This is a genomic window from Arthrobacter sp. 05N425 (assembly GCF_056397125.1).
Map to the genome: position 1 here is coordinate 160,426 of NZ_JBFTMU010000002.1, position 21,333 is coordinate 181,758.

Consider the following 21,333-nt stretch of genomic DNA (forward strand, 5'->3'; position numbering starts at 1 on the left):
TATTCATGACGCCCTCAGGCCGCTGAGCGGTTCCGACGTCGAGTTCACCATGTGCACCGCGGGATCCTGGCCGTCCACAAACGTGATGGCCGAGACCGAGCCCGGGCTGATCACAATCCGCTGGAACAGATCCAGCGGCGTGCCCAAGGCGTGGGCGACGGCGGCCTTGATCGGATCGGCGTGCGAAAAGCACACCACCACGCCCCCGGCATGGGCCTCCCGCAGCGCCTCCATCGCCCCGACAATCCGCGCCTGCATCTCCGGAAAGCTCTCACCATTCGGGAAGCGGAAGGCAGACGGGCTGTGCTGCACGGTCTGCCACTCCGGCAGGACCGCCAGGTCCGCGATTGCGGCGCCGGTCCACTCGCCGAAATCACACTCGAGCAGCCCGTTGTCGTGCTTCACTGCCAGACCCGTGCGCACCGCCGTCGGCTCCGCCGTCTCGCAGGCCCGCTCCAGCGGCGAGGAATAGAGGGCGTCCACCGGCAGGCCGGAGAGCCGTTCAGACACCCGCTCGGCCTGGGCCCGGCCGCGGTCGGACAGGTGCAGTCCCGGCGCCCTGCCCGGCAGCACCATGCCCGTCGTCGGGGTCTCCCCGTGGCGCACCAGAAGCAGAAGCGTGCCCTGCGGCGGGGGCTGCGCTGAAGGTCCGGACGTGGGTGCAGTCATCAAGATCCAGCCTAGGCCGCCCAGACGCCCAGTGCGCAGGAATCTCACCAAATCCCTCGATTCCCCGCCGGGTACAGGTCTACGGTGGAGGAGTGAGTGATCGCCCCGAAATCTTCACTGTTGGTGAACTGCGCGCCTCCGGCCACGTTCACAAGGACCTGCGCCGCGAAATCCGCGACAACCTGCTCGCCGCGCTCGCCGCCGGCCGCGACCCGTGGCCCGGGATGTACGGCTTCAGCCGCACCGTCCTGCCCCAGCTCGAACGCGCCCTGCTCGCCGGGCACGACGTCGTCCTGCTCGGCGAACGCGGCCAGGGCAAGACCCGGCTGCTGCGGACCCTGGCCGGGCTGCTGGACGAGTGGTCGCCGGTGATCGAGGACTCGGAACTGAACGAACACCCCTACGAACCCCTCACCGAGCACTCCCGCGCCCGCGTCCTCACCGAGGGGGACCGGCTGCGGGTGGCATGGCGGCACCGCTCCGAACGGTACGTCGAGAAGCTCGCGACGCCGGACACCTCCGTCGCGGACCTGATCGGCGACGTCGACCCGATGCGGGTGGCCGAGGGCCGCCGTCTGGGCGACCCGGAAACCATCCACTACGGTCTGGTGCCGCGCTCCAACCGCGGCATCATCGCCATCAACGAACTCCCGGACCTCGCCGAGCGGATCCAGGTTTCCATGCTCAACGTGATGGAGGAACGCGACATCCAGATCCGCGGCTACGTGCTGCGGCTGCCGCTGGACGTCCTGGTGGTCGCGTCCGCCAACCCGGAGGACTACACGAACCGCGGCAGGATCATCACGCCGCTGCGGGACCGCTTCGGCGCCGAAATCCGCACCGACTACCCGATCGAGCTCGACGACGAGGTGGCCGTCATCCGGCAGGAGGGCCACCTGGTGGCCGGCGTCCCGCCCGTCATCCTCGAAATCCTGGCCCGCTACACCCGGGCGCTGCGGCAGTCACCGGCGATCAACCAGACCTCCGGCGTGTCCGCCCGGTTCGCGATCGCCGGCGCCGAAACCGTCGCCGCGGCCGCCCTGCGCCGCGCCAGCGTGCGCGGCGAGGACCAGGCCATCGCCCGGATCATCGACCTGGACGCCGCCGTGGAAGTCCTCGCCGGGAAGATCGAATTTGAAGCCGGGGAGGAAGGCCGGGAACAGGACATCCTGGACCACCTGCTGCGGATGGCCACCGCCGAAGCCGTCCGGGCGCACTTCCACGGCCTCGACATGGGCGACCTCGTCGCCGCCCTGGACGGCCACACCACGGTGACCACCGGGGAACTGGTCACCGCGCGGGAGTTCCTGGACAACCTCCCGCCGCTGAACGGATCCAGCCTCTACGACGACATCGGCGCGCGCCTCGGCGCGGAAAACGACGGGCAGCGCGCGGCCGCCGTCGAACTGGCCCTGGAAGGCCTCTACCTCGCTCGCCGGATCTCCAAGGACTCCGACGACGAGGCGACCGTCTACGGGTAACGGCACCTAAGGAGGGCCCATGACCGCTCACCACCGGTCCCGCTACAGCCGCTACGCGGGCGGGCCCGATCCGCTCGCGCCGCCGGTGGACCTCGCGGAGGCGCTGGACGCCGTCGCCGAGGACGTGATGGCCGGCTACTCGCCCCGGCACGCCCTGCAGGAGTACCTGCGCCGCGGCGGCCGGAACCGGGAAGGTCTCGACGAGCTCGCCGGCCGCGTCCAGCAGCGGCGCAGGGACCTGTTGGGCCAGCACCGGCTGGACGGCACCCTCAACGAGGTCCAGAAACTGCTGGAGACCGCGGTGCTGGAGGAGCGCAAACAGCTGGCCCGCGACGTGCGGATGGACGACACGGACCGCGCCTTCCGCGAGATGCAGCTGCAGAACCTGCCCAAATCCACGGCGGCGGCGGTCAACGAGCTCGCCTCCTACGATTGGCAGTCCAGCACCGCCCGCGAGGCCTACGAGCAGATCAAGGACCTGCTGGGCCGCGAAATCCTGGACCAGCGGTTCGCCGGGATGAAGGAGGCGCTGGAGGGCGCCACGGAGGAAGACCGCGCGGCCGTCGCCGAGATGCTGGCCGACCTCAACGAACTTCTCGACAAGCATCGCCGCGGCGAGGACACCGACGCGGACTTCCAGGAGTTCATGGCCAACCATGGGCAGCACTTCCCGGAGAACCCGCAGTCGGTCGAGGAGCTAATCGACGCGCTTGCCCAGCGCGCGGCCGCCGCGCAGCGGCTCATGCAGTCCATGTCCGCCGAGCAGCGCGAGGAACTGATGCGGCTTTCCGCCCAGGCGTTCGGATCGCCGGAGCTTATGGCACAGCTGGGTCAACTCGATGCCAACCTGCAGGCGCTGCGCCCCGGGGAGGACTGGTCCGGCTCCGAACGCTTCGAGGGCGAGGAAGGGCTGGGCCTCGGCGACGGCACCGGCGTGCTGCAGGACCTTGCCGAGCTGGATGAGCTGGCGGAACAGCTCTCGCAGTCCTACAACGGCTCCCGCCTGGACGACCTGGACCTGGACGCCCTGGCCCGCCAGCTCGGTCCGGACGCGGCGGTGTCCGCCCGCACTTTGGCGGAGATCGAGCGGGCCATGCACGACGGCGGCTTCCTGCAGCGCGGCGCCGACGGCGACCTGAAGCTCTCCCCGCAGGCCATGCGGCGGCTCGGCCGGTCGCTGCTGCGGGACACCGCCAAGCAGCTCTCCGGCCGGCAGGGCCGCCGGGACACCCGGGTTGCCGGCGCGGCGGGGGAGCAGACCGGCTCCAGCCGGCCGTGGGAGTTCGGCGACGCCGAACCGTGGGACGTCACGCGGACCATCACCAACGCGATCCGCCGCACGATCGCCGACGGCGGCGACCCGCGGCACGGGCTGCGCCTCGCCGTGGACGACATCGAGATCACCGAGACGGAAGCTCGCACACAGGCCGCCGTCGCCCTGTTAGTGGACGTGTCCTTTTCGATGGCCGCCGAGGGGCGCTGGGTGCCGATGAAACGCACCGCGCTGGCCCTGCACCACCTCGTGTCCACCAAGTTCCGCGGCGACCGGCTGCAGCTGATCAGCTTCGGACGCTACGCGCAGACCATGGACATCGGCGAGCTCACGGCCCTGCCTGCATTCCGGGAACAGGGCACCAACCTGCACCACGGGCTGCTGCTGGCCGGCCGGTTCTTCCGCCAGCACCCGTCGATGCAGCCGGTCCTGCTGGTGGTGACCGACGGCGAACCCACCGCGCACCTGGAGTCCGACGGCGAGTCGTGGTTCTCGTATCCGCCGGACCCGGAGACCATCCGGGTCACGGTCGCCGAGCTGGACCGGCTGGGCCGCGCCGGCGTCCAGGCCACGTTCTTCCGGCTAGGCAATGATCCGGGCCTGGAACGCTTCGTCGCCCGGATGGCCCGGCGGGTCGACGGCCGGGTGGTGGCGCCCGACACCGGGGACCTGGGTGCCGCCGTCGTCGGGGAGTACCTCCGTGCGCACTTCCGCGGCCGGGCCTACGGGGACGACGACTGGGCGACGTAGGTCAGCTGCCGCCACACCCGCCGTCGGAGGCCGCTCAATGACTGGGATAAGCTCGCTTGCGATCGGAACAAGCAGCGAACCTAACTTTGAGCGGCGGACAATTTCCTTGGATTTACTGGGCGGCATGAGCCTCGACAACCTGCGCATCTTCCCCTGGATTGCGGCTGCCGTCTTTACGCTCGCGGCGGGCCTCTGGCGTCCGCGCCGGCTGCATTGGACCGCGCTAGGCTCCGTCCTGCTGTTCGCGGCCCTCAACGCGGGGGCCGGAATCTACATCCTGAACCACTTCGGTGATCCGCGCTGGTCCGGGGGAGAGCAGCCGCTGAGCGCGCCGTCGTTCGCGGGGACGCCCGTCGTGGGCGAATCTCTGGCTCCCCTGGACTCGGCCCTGAACAGCGTGGTCGGCGGGGTGAACGAGTTTCTGGCCTTCAAGCACGCCCTTCCCATCGCGCTGGACTTCCTGGCCGTGTCCGGCTGGGCCATGCTGGTGTCGTTCCCGCTGGCCGTGCTCGCTGCCGGCATCAGTTTCGCGATGGCCAGGCGCCGGGCGGCCGAGTTCGGAAAGTACCGCGCCACCGTCGACCGGCTCGAGGATGAGCTCGAACAGATCAAACGGCAGATCTCGTTGATGAATCCCGTCAATACGCCCTAATCGAGCAGGCTCACCACGGCCTGCGCGAACGCGCCCGGGTCCTCCTGCGGGACGTTGTGTCCAATGCGCGGCAGCAGGATTTCGCTGTAGGGGCCGGTGAAATGGTCCCGGTCCTCGCTCGCCGCCGGGCCGCCGACGCCGTCGTCCCCGCTCTCAAGCACCACCGTGGGAACGGTGATGCTCGGCTCCTTCGCGATTAAGTCCTCGAACCGCTGGTACCGAGGGTCGCCATCGGCCAGTCCGTAACGGTGGCGGTAGGAGTGGATAACGACGTCGACGAAGTCGGGGTTGTGCAGGCTCGGGGCGCTGGCGGGAAACGCCCCGCGTGCCCCGGCCCAGGACGGCGACCAGGTGCGCCACAGCAGCTCACACAGTTCGTCCCGGTTCCGTTCCAGCCCGCGGCGCCCGCGCTCGGAGTGGAAGTAGTACTGATACCAGTAGCTCCGCTCCCACTCCGGGTTCACCGGTTCACCGGACCGGGCAAGGTTGTGCATGTTGTAGCCGTTGACGGTGACCAGGCCGGCGACACGGTCGGGCTCCAGTGCCGCCACGATGCACGCCGCCCGGCCGCCCCAGTCGTAGCCGGCAACGACTGCCTTCTCGATGTTGAGGGCATCCAGGAAGTCGAGCAGGTCCTGCGCCAGGGCCGCCTGCTGTCCTGAGCGCATCGTTGCGGGGTCGAGGAAACGGGTCGGGCCGAAGCCGCGAAGGTACGGCGCCAGCACAAAGGCGCCCTCACCGGCGAGGATCGCGGCGACGTCGTCGTAGGCCCGGACGTCGTACGGGAATCCGTGCAGCAGGACCACCGGCGTCCCGCGCGAATCGCCGGTGGACTCGTAGCCGATGTCCAGGACGGGGGTTTGGGCGCGGCCGGAGGAGGTAAAGCTCATAATGCCGGTCCTTCCACTTCGAGTGGGTGGGTCCTAGGCTACGGCATCCGGGCCGTGGGGTTTAGGGCCGCCTGGATCGGGGCGAAATCGCGGTGCGGGCTGCTGCCATTTCCTGTCGAATAGCGGCAGAGTTGTTCGTAGTAAGGGTGAGCGGGCGTCCAGAAGGGGTGCCCCAAACCGCAGGAGATGACTCAAAATGCAGTATTTGCTGTCCGTGATCAACGACAAGCTTGAGCTCGCGCCGTCGGAGGAGATGGCGACCATTGACGAGTTCAACGACCAGCTCCAGGCCGACGGGCACTGGGTCTTCGCCGGCGGCCTCGGCTTTCCCAACACGGCCACCGTCATCGACAACCGTGGCGAGTCCCCGGTGGTGACCGACGGGCCGTTCGTGGAGTCGAAGGAGTTTCTGGCCGGGTTCTGGATCATCAACGCCCCCGACCTCGACGTCGCCCTCAAGCTGGCCGCCGAGGGCTCGAAGGCCTGCAACCGGAAAATCGAGGTGCGGCCGTTCCTGTGAACGGACCCGACGTCGGCGGCGCCGTCAGCCAGGCCTACCGGGAGAACTGGGCTCGACTGGTCGCCGCCCTGACCCGCCGCTTCGGCGACCTCGACCTCGCAGAGGAGGCGGCGGCCGAGGCGTTTGCCACCGCCGTCGAGCGGTGGCCGTCCGACGGCGTTCCGCCCAACCCCGGCGCCTGGCTGACCACCACGGCCAAGCGCAAAGCCATCGACAGGCTCCGCCGCGAAAACAAACGCGACGGCAAACACCAGGAGACCCAGTTGGTGTTCGACGACGACCCTCCCGAACCTCCCTCCGCCGTCGACGACGACCGGCTCCGGCTCATCTTCACCTGCTGCCACCCGGCCCTCGCGCTGCCGGCCCGGGTGGCCCTGACCCTGCGGATGGTGGGAGGCCTTACCGTGCCGGAGATCGCCCGGGCCTTCCTGGTGCAGGAGAGCACCATGGGCCAGCGGATCACCCGCGCGAAGGCCAAGATCAAGGCCGCGCGGATCCCGTATCGCGTGCCGGCCGCGGAGGACCTGCCGGGGCGTGTCTCCGGCGTGCTCGCCGTGCTCTACTTGGTCTTCAACGAGGGCTATCTGGCGACGGGACCGGACACGGACCCCGTCCGTTCCGACCTGACCGCCGAGGCCATCCGGCTAACCCGCCTGCTCCGCTCCCTGTTACCCGACGAGGGCGAAGTGGCCGGGCTGCTGGCCCTGATGCTCCTGACCGAGGCTCGCAGCGCCGCCCGGATCTCGGCAGGCGGCGAGCTGGTGACCCTTGACGAGCAGGCCCGGGGAATCTGGGACGCGGCGCTGATCGCCGAAGGCCACCGCCTGGTGCGGGAGCGCCTGGCGTCCGGGGCTGCGCCGGGGCCGTACCAGCTGCTCGCGGCGATCAACGCCGTTCACACCTCTGCCCGCGACTTCCGCGACACCGACTGGTCACAGATCGTCGCGCTCTACGACCAGCTGGTGGCCATCGACCCGTCGCCGATCGTCGCGCTCAACCGCGCCGTCGCGGTGGGGGAACTGGACGGGCCGCAGGTGGCCTTGGCCGCCGTCGACCGACTTGAATCCGACCTGACCGGGTATCACGCGTACTACGCCACCCGCGCGGAGCTGCTGCGGAGGCTGGGCCGCGCCCCGGAGGCGCGGGCTGCGTACGAGAAAGCCATCGAACTGGCCGGCAACTCGGCCGAGGCCGCGACACTACGGCGCCGCCGGGACCAGCTGGGGTCGTGAGCCAAAGTTTTCGTTAGGCCGGACTGAATTCCATCCGCCAATTCGTCTCCCAGGACTTTCCGCCGTCGTTGGAGAACGCTTGCTCCCACCGCGGATTCTGGGTCGTTGAGAACCAGGTAAACCGCACGCGAATAGGGCTGCCGTTCAGGTTGTCGTCCGCGAAGAAGGTCCCGATGCCGGAATCGAACTTTCCGATGACCGGAGTGTCAAGGGTGCCCGGGTTGCGGCCGTCCAACCACCAAATTGACCATGTCCCGAGGTCTGGCGAGTACGACCTAATGGCGATCGCCCGCGCATCGCCGTCGGGGAATCTCAGGAGGTTGTCTTCAAGGTTTCCGTAACCGCCGAGCGTCTTGGAAGTCGACGATAAGCCGGAGAACTCGGTCCACTCGGTGCATGCCGCGAAGAGCTGGTTGAGTCGCTCGTGTCGCACGGTCCAGCTTCCGATGATGAAGTCGAAGTCGCTCGGGCTGTCCTTGAGGTCTTCCAGCGGCATTGATGCTCCTTTTGTGGGTGACCATACTTTTGACATACTCCCACCCTGGGATGATTCTTTCCGCGTACTAATTGAGGGCGATTTCTGTGGCGCTCTGCGGGGCCGCGGAGATCTTGCACGGCATTGGGGCATCGGCAAGGATAAGCGCCATCCCTGTGCTGCGAAGAAGGAGTCGACGCCATGACCAAGTACCTGATCTCGTTTCCGAGTGCCGCCATGGTTTTCCCCGAGGAAGAGCTACAGTCCGTATCGGATGCGTCGCACGCGGTGGTCCAGGAGGCGAAGGACGCCGGCGTCTGGGTGTTCGGCGGCGGCATCGACGAGAGCATCCCGCCTGTCATGGTCGACGGCGACGGGACCGTGCGCGAGGGCACCTACCCGCAGACGGCGCAGCTTGAAGGCGGCTATTCGGTGCTGGAGTTGCCCTCGTACGAGGCGGCCTTGGAGTGGGCAGCGAAGATCGCGGCCTCCTGCCGTTGCGCGCAGGAAGTGCGGGCTTTCCAGTACGACCCCGCCAGCTGACGGCGCCAGCCTTATCCGCGCGGCCGAGGCGGCCCCGTGCCAGACTTTCAGCCATGGAGCCCATGGATTGCCTGGTCATCTACGTCCCCACCGACGCTGCGCACGCCGTCCGGCAGGCCATTGGCGATGCCGGGGCGGGCAGGCTTGGCAACTATTCGCACTGCTCGTTCAGCCTCGAAGGGATCGGACGCTTTACGCCGCTGCCGGGCGCGAACCCGGCCATCGGCGCCGTCGGTTCCGCCGAGGAAGTCCCGGAAACCCGGATCGAGGCCATTTACCCGCGGTCCCGGCGCAGCGCCGTCGTCGACGCGGCACTGTCCGCGCACCCGTACGAAACCCCGGCCTTCATGACCTTTCCAATCGATGCCAGCCTGCCTGACGGAACCGGTCCCGCGTCCTAGCGGCCGTCCACCAACGGCGACACACCGGCATCCGTCCCCGCGTACGACGCCGAGACCCGGCGGTAGACCGGGGCCAGGAAGGCCAGCAGCGCGGCCGCAATAAGGATGATTCCTGAGATCAGGAACACCAGGGCGATACCGCGGGATGTCCCCTCTCCCAGCAGCGGGGCTAGTTGGGCGGCCCCCTCAGCGGACCGCGCGTACGGGATGATCCAGACCTGGGCGATCGGCGCGATCAGGAACGCTGTGATCGGCGCGGCGGCGGATTCGAAGGCCATGGCAAATCCAAACACGCGCCCCTGCCGCTGCAGCGGCACCACCCGCTGGATGACGGTCTGCTCGGCGGCCTCGACGACAGGCACCAGGACCAGGTACAGCCAGATGCCGGCGACGTACAGCCAGGCCCACTCCCGGAGCGTGAAGACCGCGCCGAGGAGGCCCATCAGGATCACTGCGAGGAGCATGGTGCGCAACGGGTTGGATCCCAGTCCGAATTTGTTGACCAGCGCCCCTCCTACGATGAAGCCGGTGGCACCCAGTGCCAGGAACGTGCCCCACAGTTCTACCGGGAACATTTCCAGGCCGTAGGGGTCCATCAAGGCCATGTAGACGCCGCCGATGAAATTGTTGAACGTGGAGAAGAGAATCAGCGCGAACAGTCCGGCAACGGCGGCGACGGCGGCGAGGGAGCCCCGCAGGTCAAAGCCGCCCTGCGCGTCCGTGGCGGCAGCGCGGACCTCCTCGGGCATGCGCAGGGTGAGCACGTGGGCGAAGGCCAGCGCGGTGAGCGCCACGGCCACGACGATTGTCCAGCCCATGCCCAGCAGCCCGACCGACACACCGGAAAACACCGAGGTGACGATGAACATCAGCCCCTGCACCATCCCGACCAGCCCGTTGGCGTTGGCCCGCCGGTCCGGGTCGATCAGGATGGTCACCGTGGCCGCGAGCGCGATGTTGCGCATGTTCTCCACCACGGCGCCGAGCAGGACGATCAGCATGAATGTCCAGAACCACGGCTGCGTCAGGTCCAGCAGCGAGTCGGCGGGCGTCAGCAGGAACATCACGCCCGAAAGCACGAACATCGCCAGGGTGAAGGCGGCGGCAAAACGCATGACGGCCAGCTTGCGGTAGCGGTCGACGTACGTGCCGAAGCTGATGCTGGAAAGGGCGATCAGCAGCATGTACGCGCCGCCGACTACTCCGGTGGCGATCACGTTGCGCGTCCCCAAATACACCCAGAATGTCAGCGCAAACCACAGGTAACTGGTGGTGATGTTGGCCAGGCCGGTGTTCAGCAGGATCCCGTAGAAGGTGCGGGAGCGCTGCTTCGAACTTCGCAAGGGGGCGTCGACGGCGTCGGGGGCCACAGCGGTGTGCGGCGGGACCGGTTCGTGCTCGGTCATGCGTCCCAGTGTAATGACGACCGGCCGGTAGGAACACAGCCGCGGCCTGGCGGAAGCCGGCTGCGCTGTTACGGCCGGGTCAGTCGGCGGGCAGGGCCCGCCGACGGCGAACTGCGACGGTCCGGGCACCCAGCCCTGCCAGGCCGAGGACGAAGGCCAGCAGGACGAGGGGTCCTGCCCCGCCCGCGGGTCCCAGGGTGGCCGCCAGGATCTGCCGGCTCATCAACAGCATCTCCTGCAGGTCGCCCGCCCCCACGCGCGTTCCGAGGACGTAATTGACGGAGATAAACAGGGCCGGAACCACCCACAACAGGGCCAGGTCCACCAGCCACACCACGGCACGACGGGCAGGGCGAAGGCCGCACCACGCCAAGGCGCAGCCGACCAGGATGGCGGGAATCCAGCGGGCGGCCGTCGGCGCGGCTGCCGGGATGTTGAGGGGCCCGACGACGCCGGCAACCCACTCCACCATCCACGAAGCAAACGGCACCGCCATGAGTCCGACGCCCAGTGCGACCGGGGCCCGCGACGTCGACGAGACCAGCAGGAGGGCGACGAGGGCCGCCGCGACGGACAGGACCACGCCGGCCAGCAGGCCGGCGAAGTACAGGCGGGCCATCGTTCCGCCCGCGAGTCCGCCGTCGAGCACGGTGAAGGACTGGACGGACGCGGTGAACTGGACACCGAGAACCCCGGCTGCCGCGCACCACGTCGCCAGTCGGCGTCGGGCGGGGGACCAGAGACGCACCGCGAGTCCGGCCGCCGCGCCGCCTACCGTGAGGAGGGCGACGATGGTGGTCAGCTCGTACTGGCTGAGCGGCAGAAGCGACGCCGGCATCCGGTCCGGAGCGACGTCGGCGGCCCACAGGTTCTGCAGGGGCAGTTGTGCCCCGGTGATTAACCAGGGGCCCAATCCGAGAAGCCCTGCCAGGATGCCGATCAGCCCGCCCTGCATTGCGTCCCGGGCGGGGGCGTGGCCCGGCCCGTTGTCGGAGACCGTCAGTTCCGTTGCTTGCGGGCCCACGAGGCTCCTTGGTCTGAGGGTGAGGGGGACCGGTGCAAGAGCTGCCAGCCCATCGGAATACTATACCGAATGGATTAACCGGCTCCGGGTGGACTCTAGAGGGGGCGTATCAGGCCGCGGAGTGCTCACGCACCCGCGCGAGCCATTCAACGATCAGGGCTTGAGCCAGGGCGGGCTGCTCATGCAACAATGCATGGCCGGCGTGATCGAGGACGGCCAGGGTGCAGCGCGGGTACTGCCCCGCGAGATCGGCCGGGGCGGCGTAACCGGCGGTGGAATCCTGCCGTCCCGCCAGGATCAGGACGGGATGCGGATAGGTCTTCACACTCTGCGGGCGCTCCTGCAGTTCCCAGCGCGAAAAAATCCGCGTCAGGGCGGATTCGTCAACGAGCGGCGCCGCCGGGGCCACGGCGTCCCGGAACCGGCGCAGCGTTTCAGCCGTCTGGACCACGAAGTAGCCGCGGTAGGAAGCCTCGAGCTCCGGGCTGAGCTCGACGTCAAGACCGGCCGATGAGGCAAGAACCGTGTGTTCAGGCACGTTTCCGGTGCGGGCACCGACCGGGCAGACCAGCGCCAGCCCGATCACCTGCTCCGGTCTGTGCTGGGCAACGGCACGGGCTAGATACCCGCCATAGGAGTGGCCTATGACAAGAAGAGGTCCAGCCCCGATGGTGTTGTCGATGAAGCCGAGCAGGAGGTCCAGGACATCATCGTTGCTGGCGAGGGCCGCGGGCGCCGGCGTGAGGCCCATCCCCGGCAGGTCAGGGTACAGGCGCCGAAACCCAGGAGCTGCAGTGAAGACCGGTTCGAGGGCGTGGGCCATTTCGCGGTGGTCCACGCCAACGCCGTGCAATGCGAGAACCGGCGTACCGCTGCCGGACTCGACGTAATGCACAGGAACACCGCGGACCGTAGCCTCCATCCAGCCAGTGTAGAGCGCGGGGCTACGCGCGTCCCTTCAGGATCAGGTTCCAGTACACCCGAGGAAAGATGTCGCGGTCCACCACCCAGGATGCGCGGCTCTCTTTCCACGTTGGCACCTTCGGAATGGAGGGCATGGGCCGGTATTCGTCGTCGAACTCGGCGAAGGCTGTGTCACGGCAAGACGCGGGATCTGCTGCACGGTTTGGCTGGTCGCCCAAGCGGGGGCCTTGCGGTACGGGCGTACAATAAAGATAGAGTCCGCCGCGTTGAGCACCCGCTCCCAGGAGCGCGTATGGCCGTGGATCCGTTCCAGCGTCTACTGGAACAGGAATAAGGGACACCAGATGCCAACCAGTCCGTCTTCGCTTCCGGAACGCAGTCATGGCAGGCCCGGGATTTCGTGTTCCGGCCCCGACGGCAACAGGGCCACCGGAGCTTCAGGCGAGAAGCGGATGCCGGAGATCCGACGCCTGGCCATGACCATCATCGGGGCCTTGATGGCGGACGCCGACCCGGAGCGTGAGCGCGAAAGACAACATCTCAGCGGACTCGTGGAAACGTATCCCGGCCAGCCGGATGTGGCGCTGGCACAACATTTGTTGGCCGTCAGACGCCCCCTATTCGATGATCAGAATGGCTGGACGGCGGCCGGCCCCCGTTCTCCGGAATCCAGCGCAAACAGGGAACAGGACCGATAGTTCCAGCCTCGACGGTCTGCCTCGATAGCGATTCGCGATCGAGGCAGACCGTCGTTTGACGCCTACCGGCTGCTCACCTTGCCGAACAGCTTGGCGAGGGGTGCAAGCACGAGCGGCCGGGCGGCGTACCACCCGGCCGTGGTGATGGCGATGGCGGCCGCGAAGAGCCAGAACCCCACCCAGTTCATCTCGTCGGTGCCGGCGAACATGTGGTTCAGGTTGCGCAGCGCACCGGTCGCGAACACCAGGAACACGTGGACCAGGATGAACAGCACGAAAAACAGCATTGTCGGGAAGTGGAGCGCGCGCGCCACCTCCACCGGGTAGGCCTTGTTCAGCGTCGTCGCGTTCTTGGGCCAGAACTCGCTCATGCGAGCCCCCGTGATTGCCGCGAGCGGGGCCGCGACGAACACCACGAGGAAGTACATCAGCTGCTGCAGGCTGTTGTAGTTCACCCAGCCGTTCTCGACCGGCCAGTCCAGTGTCATGTACTGCAGGAGTGCAGAGAGCGCATTCGGGAACACCTCCCAGCTGGTCGGGACGATCCGCATCCAACGGCCCGAGGCGAACAGCAGCACCGCGAAGATGAGCCCGTTGGCCAGCCATATGACGTCGAGCGACTGGTGCAGCCAAAGGTTGATGCTGATCTTCTTACCACCGCGCTTAGGGGTCCAGAACGCGGGCGGTTTCTGCTGCGTGCGCACCTGGTAGCCGGAGCGGATGATGAGCACCATCAGGAAAATGTTCAGGAAGTGCGTCCACTGCGCCCACCACGGGAAGCCGGTCTCGGCGGTGTCGGGCAGGCCATATTCGCCGGGGTACCTCTCGAGGAACTCCGGCACGCCCGGCAGCGTGGTCACTCCGCGCGCGGCGAGGACAAGAACTGCGGCGGCGGCCACGGCGACGACGGCGAGCTTGACCCACTGGGCCGGGGTGCGGGAGCCGTAGAGCTTTGCTGCGGCCTTCGGCCTTCCGGGCTTTGCGGGCTTTTCGACGGCGACGACGGGCGTTGCCACGGGTGCCGGAGCGGCCGCGGCCGCGGGGGATGCGGGGACCGGTTCGTTCGGCGGCGCCGGTGGCTCCGCTTGGGCAGTGGTCTCCGCGATGACGACGGCGGCAGCCGGGGCAGGAGCCGCGGTAACAGGTTCCGGGGCCGCCTGCACCGCAGCGACAGGAGCGGGGCTGGCAGCACGCGCCGGAGCGGGGCCTGCCGGAGGCCACGGTTCACCGCCGGGGACGCGGGGGAGCCCGCGGCGCAGCTGGGGGGACCCCGCCGCCGTCGTCTGCGCGGCTGGTGCGGTGACCGGAGCAGCCGCCGACGACGTCGCCGTTGGTTCCGTTTGGGGGGTGGCAGCGGCGAGCTTCGCTTGCGCGACCGGCGCGGCCGGCGTCGGCGCAGGCTCGCCGCCTGGGGCCGGAGCCTCTGACACGGATGCCACCGGTGCCGCGACCTCGCCGGCGGGCGGCCAGGGCTCGCCGCCCGGCACCCGCGGCAAGCCCCGGCGAAGCTGCCGCCCGCCCGCAGCTGCTGCCGGGACGTCCACGGCAGGAGCGCTGACTGCGGGCACCGGAGCGGACAGCGCCGTCGTATCTGGTGCCGTTTCCTGCGCAGCAGCCGCGGAGGAAAGCAGGCGCGCGGGTGCTTGGCCTGCTGGCGGCCAGGGCTCGCCGCCCGGCACGCGCGGAAGGCCCCGTCGGATGGACCCGGAATGAGTTGCCATCGCTATTTCTTCCGGGCCTCAAGGGCGCTGATCAGCTGAGGGACAACCTTGAACACGTCGCCCACCACGCCGAAGTCGGCGATCTCGAAGATCGGCGCGTCCGCGTCCTTGTTGATGGCGATGATCGTCTTGGCGGTCTGCATGCCGGCCCGGTGCTGGATCGCGCCGGAAATACCAAGCGCGATATACAACTGGGAGGACACCGAAACCCCGGTCTGCCCGACCTGCTGCGATTGCGGAACGAAGCCTGCGTCCACCGCGGCACGCGAAGCACCAACGGCAGCGCCGAGCGTATCGGCGAGCTGATCAACGAGGGCGAACTGTTCGGCCGAGCCGAGGCCGCGGCCACCGGCGACAACCTTGGCGGCACCGCGCAGCTCCGGCCGCGAGGTGGCGGCGACGGCCTCCTCGAAGGAGTCGACCCGCGCTGCCGGCTTCCCGGAGGGGGTCACCGCCAGGGTTTCCGACGCCGGCGGCTGGGCCGCAGCCCGCGCTTCGATGGAGCCTTGGCGGACCGTGATGACCGGCGCCCCGAACGTGGACGTCGACGTCACGTTGTAGGCGCCGCCGTAGACGGAGTGGTGTGCCACCACGCCCTCGTCATCGCGGGACACACCGACGGCATCGACGCACACCGCTGCCCGTGACCGGGCGGCGTACCGGCCGGCCAGGTCCCGTCCGTTCAGGGAATGCGAAATCAGGATGGCGTCCGGCTGCACCTGCTCCGCCGCGGCGGCAAGCGCGTCGACGCCCGGCACGCCCAGCGCGGACGGATCCGTAGACTCTGCGATCAGCACGCGGGCGGCCCCCAGGTCCGCGGCCTCCGCGGCGGCGGCCGTTCCGGCGCCGGGCTCGGCAAGCACCAGGGCAACCGGCGTGCCCACCGCGGCGGCAGCGCCGAAGAGCCCGGCCGCAGCCTTCTCAAGTTCACCGGAAGCCAGGGCTTCCACGACGACGAGGATTGCGTCACGAGGGAATTCAGTCATGTCGTTACTCCTACGCCAGTCGGTTTTCGATCAGGAAGTCGGCGAGCTTCTCGCCGGCATCACCCTCGTCAACGATCTTGACGCCGGCAGCGTGCGGGGGCTTCTCGGCCACCGCCAGCATGATCGACCGCGCCGCGTCCGGGTTGTCGGCCGAGATCCCGAGGTCGCCAAGGGTCAGCACCTCAAGGGGCTTCTTCTTCGCGGCCATGATTCCCTTGAAGTTGGGGAAGCGCGGCCCGGGAAGCGCCTCGGTAATGGAAATAACCGCAGGCAGCTTCGCCGATACCTGCTGCACGCCGGATTCCACGCCCCGGGTCCCGGACACCGCGCCGTCGCTGATCTCCACGGCGCTGAGACCGGAAGCAAGCGGCACGTCAAGCAGCTCGGCGAGCATCGCGGGAATCATGCCGCCGGATCCATCGGTGGAGACGTTGCCGGTGATGACCAGGTCAAACTCGACGCGGCGGATCGCGGCTGCGAGGGTTTCGGCGGTAAGCCCCAGGTCAGCGCCCCGGAGCGCCTCGTCGGAGACGTGGACGGCGCTCGCCGCACCCATCGCCAGCCCCTTGCGGATGGTGGCCGTCGCGCCCTCGGGAGCGAGGGAAAGGAGGGTCACCTCGGGGCCCTCGTTCGCGTCGGCATACGTCAGGGCCAGCTCCAGGGCCCGCTCGCCGATCTCATCAATGACTGTCTCGCTGGCTTCACGGTCGGCGAGGCCTGTTTCAAGGTTCAGTTTTCGGTCCCCGTAGGTGTCGGGGACCTCCTTGACTAGGACGATAATCTTCATCGATGACTCTTCCTGTGGCGGGCATGTCTCCGGAGGGGACACGTCGGATCTCCCTAGAGTCTACGAAAGCGAAGCCCGGCCTGGCTGACCGGTCCCGTGTCGCGAACCGGCGGGCCGGGACTTTGCCCTCTTTTGTCAGGACCGCCCGGCGTTCGGATACCGTCTGCTCGTGCCCCTGTGTTTCGTCGGCGAGTCGACGGCATGCGTCGGACTAGGGCAAGCGCGACGGGCGCAGCAGCGTCGGTTCGCCCGCGCGGTCCGGGTCAAGCGGGACCGGACTGATCAGCACTGCCGGGCCGCGGTGCAGGACCCCGTCCGAAAGCACCTGGCACCGCACACCGCCCCGCCCGCGCATAGCTTTGTGGGCGCCCGGGGCGAGCATCGCATCCATCCAGGCGCACGGATGGGCCGGCCGCCCGGCCTTGAGCCGCACCACCTCGCCGCCGGATTCCAACGCGAATTCGTGACCGAGCAGCGGGGCCAGGTGGGCTCCCCTGATGTGCACATTGCGACGTGTGAGCAGTGGGTCAAGGGCTGCCGTTCCCAGCTCTGCGGCGATGGCTTCGAGGGCCTCGACGGCGAACACGGTGACGGCGGCATCCATGTGCGCGGCCTTGCCGAAGAACCGGTCGCCGACGATGCCCTTGCCGGCCAAGAACGTGGCCTTCTCGGCGTCTGCGGTGGGGACGTCGGCGGCGCCCTCCCGTGCGCGGCCGAAGTAGGCGTGCGCCGGCGACACGAGCAGGTGCAGGATCTCGACGTCGTACCTATAGCTAGCCGTCATTCCACCAAGTTATCGCCTCGCGGGGTCCTGGGCGTTCGTTGGCTTAGAGGTAATCAGGGGCGGGTTCCAGCTCGAAGTAATCCTCGAGGGTGGGGAAGTCCTTCATCTCCTGGGCGATGGCCTTTCCCACGAAACGCAGGTGCCAAGGCTCGTAGGTGTAGCCGGTAACGTCCTCGGCCCCCGCGGGGTAGCGGATGATGAATCCATAGCTCGCGGCATTCGCGGCCGCCCACTTACCGGCCGGGGTGTTTGCGAAGCAGGCCTGCAGGGCGCAGACCCCACTGGCGTTGCCGATGTCCATCGCCAGCCCGGTCTGGTGTTCGCTGAAGCCGGGCCGCGCGGCGAGGGTATCGGCCGTCGCCTGGCCGTACTGGCGCACGTAGCTGTCGTAGAGGCTTGCCTGCTGGCTGTAAGAACGGTAGCCGCTGACCGGAATGATGTTCACGCCGGCCGACTTGGCGGCTTTGGCTAACTGTTTGTAGGCGTCCGCGGCCTCGGTCCGCAGCTGTTCCCCCTGGACCCTGACCAGCCGGGCCGGCACGTAGGTGGCGGGGTCCAACGGCCGGTGTTTGTTGACCACCACCTGCAGGCTGGAGGCGGAGTCGATGTCGTAGCCCGTCGAGGCTACAGCCGGCACTGATGGTGCGATCATGCCGAGCGTGAGCAGCAGCCCCGCCAGTGCGCCTGTCATCCTGCTGATTCGCTTGAGCACCATGGCCTCCAGAAGTGTCCGGAACAGATGCGGGGAACCTTACCGGTCGGCACGGCGGGAGTCGAGGGCATTTATCTCCGGGGACCCGGGACGAAATCCTCATGCGGCGGCTGACCAACCGCGCCACCATGTTGGTATGAACGCTGAAACGCCGAAGCCGGCGGAGCTGAACCTTCCCCAGGCCTTCCTGCTGTTGGCGACGAACGACAAAGACGGCAAACCGGAGGTGCCGGTGTTTGCACTCAGAACCACGCTGGCGGGGGCAATCTTGGCCGAGCTGGAGCTGATCGGTGCCATCGAGCTGCAGGGGAAGAACGTCCGGGCTACCCGCGCCGCCCCGCCGACGGATTTCCAGCACGAGCTGGAGCTCATCCGCGGCAAATCACGGCCTCACACTCCCAAACGGTGGGTCGCCATGCTGGAGGGCCGCGCCGAAGTGCAGCGTGTCTACGAGCGGATGGCGGCACTGGGCATCGTGGAACATGTCGGCGAAAAACACCTCGGCGTGTTCCGGTCCACCCGGTACCCCGAGGTGGACCACGCTTCGAAAGCTGCGCTTCTGAAGAAGCTCGAGGCTGCACTCAGCGGTGCCGCACCGGTCCCCGGCGCACCTGATGCGAAAACGTCCGACGCCGGGGCGCCTCCTTCGACGGGGCCCGACGCCGGGACGTCTCCTTCGACGGGGCCCGACGCCGGGACGTCCGCGGCAGGGACGCCCGTGGCCGGGACGCCCACCGGGGCCGGCACGCCGGCTGCGCCCGCGCCCGACGCTAGGACCACGGCGCTGATTGCCCTGCTGCAAGCGGCCGGCCTGTTCGGCAAGCTCTTCCCGGCGGCAGACCGAGTCCGCGCCGACGAGTTGGCAAAGGACTACTGGCCCGCCCGAGCCGTGGAGGACGAGCTGCGGATGATCAGACTGGCCCAGGAAGAAGCCGCAACCCTCTAGGCCGCCGGATGGCTGGCGTCTCGGCGTGAAGGACGCGGGATTACTCCTGGCTGACGATGTCGACCGAGATCTCCACCGCCGGAACGGTTCCTCTGTTCTCCAGCCAGTGAAGAGTTTCCCTATCCTCGGGCCATCCTGCCCCCGGCCCGTAGTCGGTAGCGACTCCATTCCGGTGGTCGGTGATCGTTCCCTGCAGAATGTAGACGAGGCCAGGCCGGCCTTTGTGGTCGTGAACCGGACCGAAGACGCCGCCCGGCTCGATGGTCACCATCCGCATTCGAAGCTGGCGCCCTGCCATGCCCTCGATCTCCGGGCCAAGGTCAACCGTGGCAAGCAACTCCGACTTAACACCTTTGGTCTCCGGTGCCGTGTGGTCCTGGCTCATCATGCTCTGCTCCCATCCCTCGACTGGCCCTTCTTCTTGGCGGGGCTTCCGCCAGGGTTCCAGTATGTGATGCAGCTCACCTGAATGTGAATGCGACCGTGAGGCTGTTCGCCTGCTGGGTGTTGACACATTGTTGACCCACGGATCAGTCTGGGCACAGGGGCTGAGACCAGGAGGCGACATGGACCAGTCGCAAAGGGACACGGCGGCTAAGGCCGCATGGATAACCGGCGGATTCGCCTTGGCGGGAACGTTAGTTACGGCGCTATTCACCAGTGGCACTCTCGCGGGCTTCCCTGCCGGTGGGGCACCTTCGCCTGTACCCGCCAGCAGTTCAACGGCGTATGTCGGCGCGTCATCGGTAGTCTCAAGCACGCCACCGCCGGTCACCCCAACTCCGACGCCCCTTGTACCCGAGGGCGTGGAAGGACATTGGAAGGGGGGAGGGGCCGTATCAGAGAACTTTCATCTGACCATTGCGAACGACGCCAGCTGGACGTTGATCAACGGGAACGACATGCAAGCCGCTCACGTAGCAGAAGGGAAAGTCGTCTTCGACGGGGCGCAGGCCACCTTCTACTATGCCGACGGCAGGGCCCCGCTGGTTGTTGACTGGGCCTTAGTCAAAACCCCGACCACAACCGTACTGCATCTTGGAACCTACACCTATACCAAGTAGGCCAAGTTCGCATGCCGGACCAAAGCTGGAACGCGACCGCCACCTTGCCGAGCTTTCGATCGAGATCCTGGGTCCCGGCGGGCAGCGCCGGCCGGTGCTCTCGGTGACCCGGACCGCGGACAGGACCGAACCGCGGGACCTTATGATCTTCTGCTCAGCCCCGGAGCGGCGGCGCTACGAGCGCGAACTGGCCAACGCGCGGCAGCCTGCGCGAGGCTTCCGACGTCGTCGCCTAACCGCGCGCCGGTGCCGCGACGGAGCCCCGGCGGATCAGCTCGGCCGTAAACACCGGCGCGGCCGCAGGCGCCTTCCGGCCCTCCATCTGCCGGATCAGGGCCGCGGCTGCGGCTACGCCCATCTCGTACACTGGCTGCGCGATGACCGTAAGTGGAGGCGTGGTGAGCCGCGTCCAGGCGAAGTCGTCGTACATGAGGAAAGAAACATCCTCCGGAATCGACAGGCCGAGCTCCTGGATAGCCTCGACCACACTCAGCCCGATCAACCCGTCGGAGGCGATGATCGCCGTCGCCGGGTCCGGGCGTTGCAGCAGCTCGCGGGTGATCTTGCGGATCGACTCGTCATCGCCGGCGTTGAGGCGGATCAGATCATCCGGCGGCTGCAGGCCAGCGTCTGCGAACGCGCGTTGCAGGCCGGCGCGCCGGTCCGAAATCTGGGACGAGTCCAACGGCATCCCCTCGCGGTACGGCTCGTCCGTCCGGAGCGTGGAGATGAAGGCGATTCTGCGGTGGCCGGTATTGATCAGGTAACTCGTGGACTCATGGGAGATATCCTCCATGTCGACGGCGATGGTGTCGACATCGAGCCCGGGCGCCTTGCGGTCCAGCAGGACCAGCGGACGGCCCGACTCGTGAACGCGCCGCAGGTGTTGCGTCTCGACCGAAGACGCGGGCGCCACGATCAAACCGTCCACGCGCTTGTCCAGCAGCACCCTCACGGCATCGATTTCCGCGGCTGTGTCCTCGTCGGTGTTGATCAGGATGACGTTGTAGCCGCTGCGCTTGGCGGTATCCGTAATGCCCCGGGTGGCGAGGCCGAAATGGGGGTTCTCGATGTCGCCCACCACCACCCCGATGGTGTGCGACTTTCCCGTGTTCATGCTGCGGGCGAGCTCATTAGGCCGGTAGTCAAGCTCCTCGGCGGCGGCCAGCACCCGCTCGCGCACGTCCTCGCTCACGGCGCCGTAGTTGCCCAGGGCACGGGCCGCCTGGGCCTTGGACACCTGGGCAGCCCGGGCGACGTCGGCGACGGTGACATCGCGGCGCCGGGAAGCATCACTCTTCATGACGGCCTTTCGTAGCGGACCCTTGACGCCCCATGTGGCTTCGATTACATTTCTAGCAATCGATGTGAGTCCGGTCTCAATCCTAGGGACTG

21 protein-coding genes and 1 pseudogene are annotated in these 21,333 nt (G+C 68.0%); 8 read left to right on the plus strand and 14 right to left on the minus strand.

Translation table 11 applies throughout. The annotated features are described in order from the left end of the window. Nucleotides 1-3: 3 nt before the first annotated feature. Nucleotides 4-669 (minus strand): MSMEG_4193 family putative phosphomutase, encoded by a 666-nt coding sequence (locus tag AC1DGE_RS03980; protein ID WP_441416683.1) that lies wholly within the window; start codon nt 667-669, stop codon nt 4-6. Between the two features lie 92 nt (nt 670-761). Between AC1DGE_RS03980 and AC1DGE_RS03985 the strand changes: the two genes are divergently transcribed. From AC1DGE_RS03985 to AC1DGE_RS03995, 3 genes are all read left to right on the plus strand, one after another. Further along, the gene (locus tag AC1DGE_RS03985; protein ID WP_476916956.1) at nt 762-2,150 is read left to right on the plus strand and encodes a sigma 54-interacting transcriptional regulator; all 1,389 of its coding nucleotides are present in this window, start codon (nt 762-764) and stop codon (nt 2,148-2,150) included. A gap of 19 nt (nt 2,151-2,169) precedes the next feature. Further along, nucleotides 2,170-4,173 (plus strand): vWA domain-containing protein, encoded by a 2,004-nt coding sequence (locus tag AC1DGE_RS03990; RefSeq protein WP_476916957.1) that lies wholly within the window; start codon nt 2,170-2,172, stop codon nt 4,171-4,173. Between the two features lie 124 nt (nt 4,174-4,297). Then, on the plus strand, nt 4,298-4,825 hold the full coding sequence (locus AC1DGE_RS03995) for a hypothetical protein (protein WP_476916958.1): 528 nt from the start codon (nt 4,298-4,300) through the stop codon (nt 4,823-4,825). Here AC1DGE_RS03995 and AC1DGE_RS04000 read toward each other — a convergent pair. Next, a complete protein-coding gene (locus tag AC1DGE_RS04000; RefSeq protein ID WP_476916959.1) occupies nt 4,822-5,715 on the minus strand; it encodes an alpha/beta fold hydrolase in 894 nt (297 codons plus the stop codon). The two genes, AC1DGE_RS03995 and AC1DGE_RS04000, sit on opposite strands and share 4 nt — an antisense overlap. Nucleotides 5,716-5,911: 196 nt before the next feature. Here AC1DGE_RS04000 and AC1DGE_RS04005 point away from each other — a divergent pair, with 196 nt between their 5' ends. Both AC1DGE_RS04005 and AC1DGE_RS04010 read left to right on the plus strand, forming a co-directional pair. Next, a complete protein-coding gene (locus AC1DGE_RS04005; protein WP_476916960.1) occupies nt 5,912-6,235 on the plus strand; it encodes a YciI family protein in 324 nt (107 codons plus the stop codon). Continuing rightward, a complete protein-coding gene (locus AC1DGE_RS04010; protein WP_476916961.1) occupies nt 6,232-7,467 on the plus strand; it encodes an RNA polymerase sigma factor in 1,236 nt (411 codons plus the stop codon). Before AC1DGE_RS04005 ends, AC1DGE_RS04010 begins: the two co-directional genes overlap by 4 nt. 13 nt (nt 7,468-7,480) lie before the next feature. Here the strand turns inward: AC1DGE_RS04010 and AC1DGE_RS04015 are convergent, their stop codons facing one another. Beyond that, entirely contained in the window at nt 7,481-7,963 is a 483-nt protein-coding gene (locus AC1DGE_RS04015; protein WP_476916962.1) for a hypothetical protein, read from the minus strand. Nucleotides 7,964-8,143: 180 nt separating this feature from the next. On the opposite strand from AC1DGE_RS04015, the gene AC1DGE_RS04020 reads away from it, so the two are divergent. Together AC1DGE_RS04020 and AC1DGE_RS04025 are read left to right on the plus strand one after the other, a co-directional pair. Beyond that, a complete protein-coding gene (locus AC1DGE_RS04020) occupies nt 8,144-8,485 on the plus strand; it encodes a YciI family protein (RefSeq protein WP_476916963.1) in 342 nt (113 codons plus the stop codon). A 53-nt stretch (nt 8,486-8,538) separates the two neighbouring features. Then, nucleotides 8,539-8,886, plus strand: a complete 348-nt coding sequence (locus AC1DGE_RS04025; RefSeq protein WP_476916964.1) for a hypothetical protein — start codon at nt 8,539-8,541, stop codon at nt 8,884-8,886. Here the strand turns inward: AC1DGE_RS04025 and AC1DGE_RS04030 are convergent. From AC1DGE_RS04030 to AC1DGE_RS04070, 9 genes and pseudogenes are all read right to left on the minus strand, one after another. Next, nucleotides 8,883-10,292 carry an MFS transporter gene (locus AC1DGE_RS04030; protein ID WP_476891955.1) on the minus strand — a complete coding sequence of 470 codons (1,410 nt, stop codon included), beginning with the start codon at nt 10,290-10,292 and terminating at the stop codon, nt 8,883-8,885. The two genes, AC1DGE_RS04025 and AC1DGE_RS04030, sit on opposite strands and share 4 nt — an antisense overlap. Nucleotides 10,293-10,371: 79 nt before the next feature. After that, nucleotides 10,372-11,316, minus strand: coding sequence for a hypothetical protein (locus AC1DGE_RS04035; RefSeq protein ID WP_476916965.1), 945 nt, complete (start codon nt 11,314-11,316; stop codon nt 10,372-10,374). 109 nt (nt 11,317-11,425) lie between these two features. Then, the gene (locus AC1DGE_RS04040; protein ID WP_476916966.1) at nt 11,426-12,238 is read right to left on the minus strand and encodes an alpha/beta fold hydrolase; all 813 of its coding nucleotides are present in this window, start codon (nt 12,236-12,238) and stop codon (nt 11,426-11,428) included. Between the two features lie 22 nt (nt 12,239-12,260). Continuing rightward, a pseudogene (locus AC1DGE_RS04045) lies at nt 12,261-12,407 on the minus strand (pyridine nucleotide-disulfide oxidoreductase); the annotation flags it as partial. A gap of 593 nt (nt 12,408-13,000) precedes the next feature. Then, nucleotides 13,001-14,659, minus strand: a complete 1,659-nt coding sequence (locus tag AC1DGE_RS04050; protein WP_476916967.1) for a cytochrome b/b6 domain-containing protein — start codon at nt 14,657-14,659, stop codon at nt 13,001-13,003. A 2-nt stretch (nt 14,660-14,661) separates the two neighbouring features. After that, entirely contained in the window at nt 14,662-15,645 is a 984-nt protein-coding gene (locus AC1DGE_RS04055) for an electron transfer flavoprotein subunit alpha/FixB family protein (RefSeq protein WP_476916968.1), read from the minus strand. A 10-nt stretch (nt 15,646-15,655) separates the two neighbouring features. Next, nucleotides 15,656-16,432: an electron transfer flavoprotein subunit beta/FixA family protein gene (locus AC1DGE_RS04060; RefSeq protein ID WP_476916969.1), complete on the minus strand. Its 777-nt coding sequence runs from the start codon at nt 16,430-16,432 to the stop codon at nt 15,656-15,658. Between the two features lie 211 nt (nt 16,433-16,643). Beyond that, nucleotides 16,644-17,216: an MOSC domain-containing protein gene (locus AC1DGE_RS04065; RefSeq protein ID WP_476916970.1), complete on the minus strand. Its 573-nt coding sequence runs from the start codon at nt 17,214-17,216 to the stop codon at nt 16,644-16,646. Nucleotides 17,217-17,259: 43 nt separating this feature from the next. Next, on the minus strand, nt 17,260-17,907 hold the full coding sequence (locus tag AC1DGE_RS04070) for a M15 family metallopeptidase (RefSeq protein WP_476891965.1): 648 nt from the start codon (nt 17,905-17,907) through the stop codon (nt 17,260-17,262). 157 nt (nt 17,908-18,064) lie between these two features. Here AC1DGE_RS04070 and AC1DGE_RS04075 point away from each other — a divergent pair, with 157 nt between their 5' ends. Further along, a complete protein-coding gene (locus AC1DGE_RS04075) occupies nt 18,065-18,874 on the plus strand; it encodes a GOLPH3/VPS74 family protein (protein ID WP_476891966.1) in 810 nt (269 codons plus the stop codon). A 40-nt stretch (nt 18,875-18,914) separates the two neighbouring features. Here AC1DGE_RS04075 and AC1DGE_RS04080 read toward each other — a convergent pair whose 3' ends face one another. After that, the gene (locus tag AC1DGE_RS04080; RefSeq protein ID WP_441416706.1) at nt 18,915-19,262 is read right to left on the minus strand and encodes a cupin domain-containing protein; all 348 of its coding nucleotides are present in this window, start codon (nt 19,260-19,262) and stop codon (nt 18,915-18,917) included. Between the two features lie 908 nt (nt 19,263-20,170). Then, complete coding sequence (locus AC1DGE_RS04085; protein ID WP_441416710.1) at nt 20,171-21,241, minus strand: LacI family DNA-binding transcriptional regulator; 1,071 nt, start codon at nt 21,239-21,241, stop codon at nt 20,171-20,173. Between the last annotated feature and the right edge of the window lie 92 nt (nt 21,242-21,333).

Bases quoted from the DNA above. Each gene is read 5' to 3' on its own strand.
- AC1DGE_RS03990 (WP_476916957.1), top strand. From the start codon at position 2,170: ATGACCGCTCACCACCGGTCCCGCTACAGCCGCTACGCGGGCGGGCCC.
- AC1DGE_RS04005 (WP_476916960.1), top strand. From the start codon at position 5,912: ATGCAGTATTTGCTGTCCGTGATCAACGACAAGCTTGAGCTCGCGCCG.
- AC1DGE_RS03995 (WP_476916958.1), top strand. From the start codon at position 4,298: ATGAGCCTCGACAACCTGCGCATCTTCCCCTGGATTGCGGCTGCCGTC.
- AC1DGE_RS04085 (WP_441416710.1), bottom strand. From the start codon at position 21,241: ATGAAGAGTGATGCTTCCCGGCGCCGCGATGTCACCGTCGCCGACGTC.
- AC1DGE_RS04075 (WP_476891966.1), top strand. From the start codon at position 18,065: ATGAACGCTGAAACGCCGAAGCCGGCGGAGCTGAACCTTCCCCAGGCC.
- AC1DGE_RS04000 (WP_476916959.1), bottom strand. From the start codon at position 5,715: ATGAGCTTTACCTCCTCCGGCCGCGCCCAAACCCCCGTCCTGGACATC.
- AC1DGE_RS04020 (WP_476916963.1), top strand. From the start codon at position 8,144: ATGACCAAGTACCTGATCTCGTTTCCGAGTGCCGCCATGGTTTTCCCC.
- AC1DGE_RS04080 (WP_441416706.1), bottom strand. From the start codon at position 19,262: ATGATGAGCCAGGACCACACGGCACCGGAGACCAAAGGTGTTAAGTCG.
- AC1DGE_RS04065 (WP_476916970.1), bottom strand. From the start codon at position 17,216: ATGACGGCTAGCTATAGGTACGACGTCGAGATCCTGCACCTGCTCGTG.
- AC1DGE_RS04070 (WP_476891965.1), bottom strand. From the start codon at position 17,907: ATGACAGGCGCACTGGCGGGGCTGCTGCTCACGCTCGGCATGATCGCA.
- AC1DGE_RS04015 (WP_476916962.1), bottom strand. From the start codon at position 7,963: ATGCCGCTGGAAGACCTCAAGGACAGCCCGAGCGACTTCGACTTCATC.
- AC1DGE_RS04025 (WP_476916964.1), top strand. From the start codon at position 8,539: ATGGAGCCCATGGATTGCCTGGTCATCTACGTCCCCACCGACGCTGCG.
- AC1DGE_RS04050 (WP_476916967.1), bottom strand. From the start codon at position 14,659: ATGGCAACTCATTCCGGGTCCATCCGACGGGGCCTTCCGCGCGTGCCG.
- AC1DGE_RS04055 (WP_476916968.1), bottom strand. From the start codon at position 15,645: ATGACTGAATTCCCTCGTGACGCAATCCTCGTCGTCGTGGAAGCCCTG.
- AC1DGE_RS04060 (WP_476916969.1), bottom strand. From the start codon at position 16,432: ATGAAGATTATCGTCCTAGTCAAGGAGGTCCCCGACACCTACGGGGAC.
- AC1DGE_RS04030 (WP_476891955.1), bottom strand. From the start codon at position 10,292: ATGACCGAGCACGAACCGGTCCCGCCGCACACCGCTGTGGCCCCCGAC.
- AC1DGE_RS03980 (WP_441416683.1), bottom strand. From the start codon at position 669: ATGACTGCACCCACGTCCGGACCTTCAGCGCAGCCCCCGCCGCAGGGC.
- AC1DGE_RS04040 (WP_476916966.1), bottom strand. From the start codon at position 12,238: ATGGAGGCTACGGTCCGCGGTGTTCCTGTGCATTACGTCGAGTCCGGC.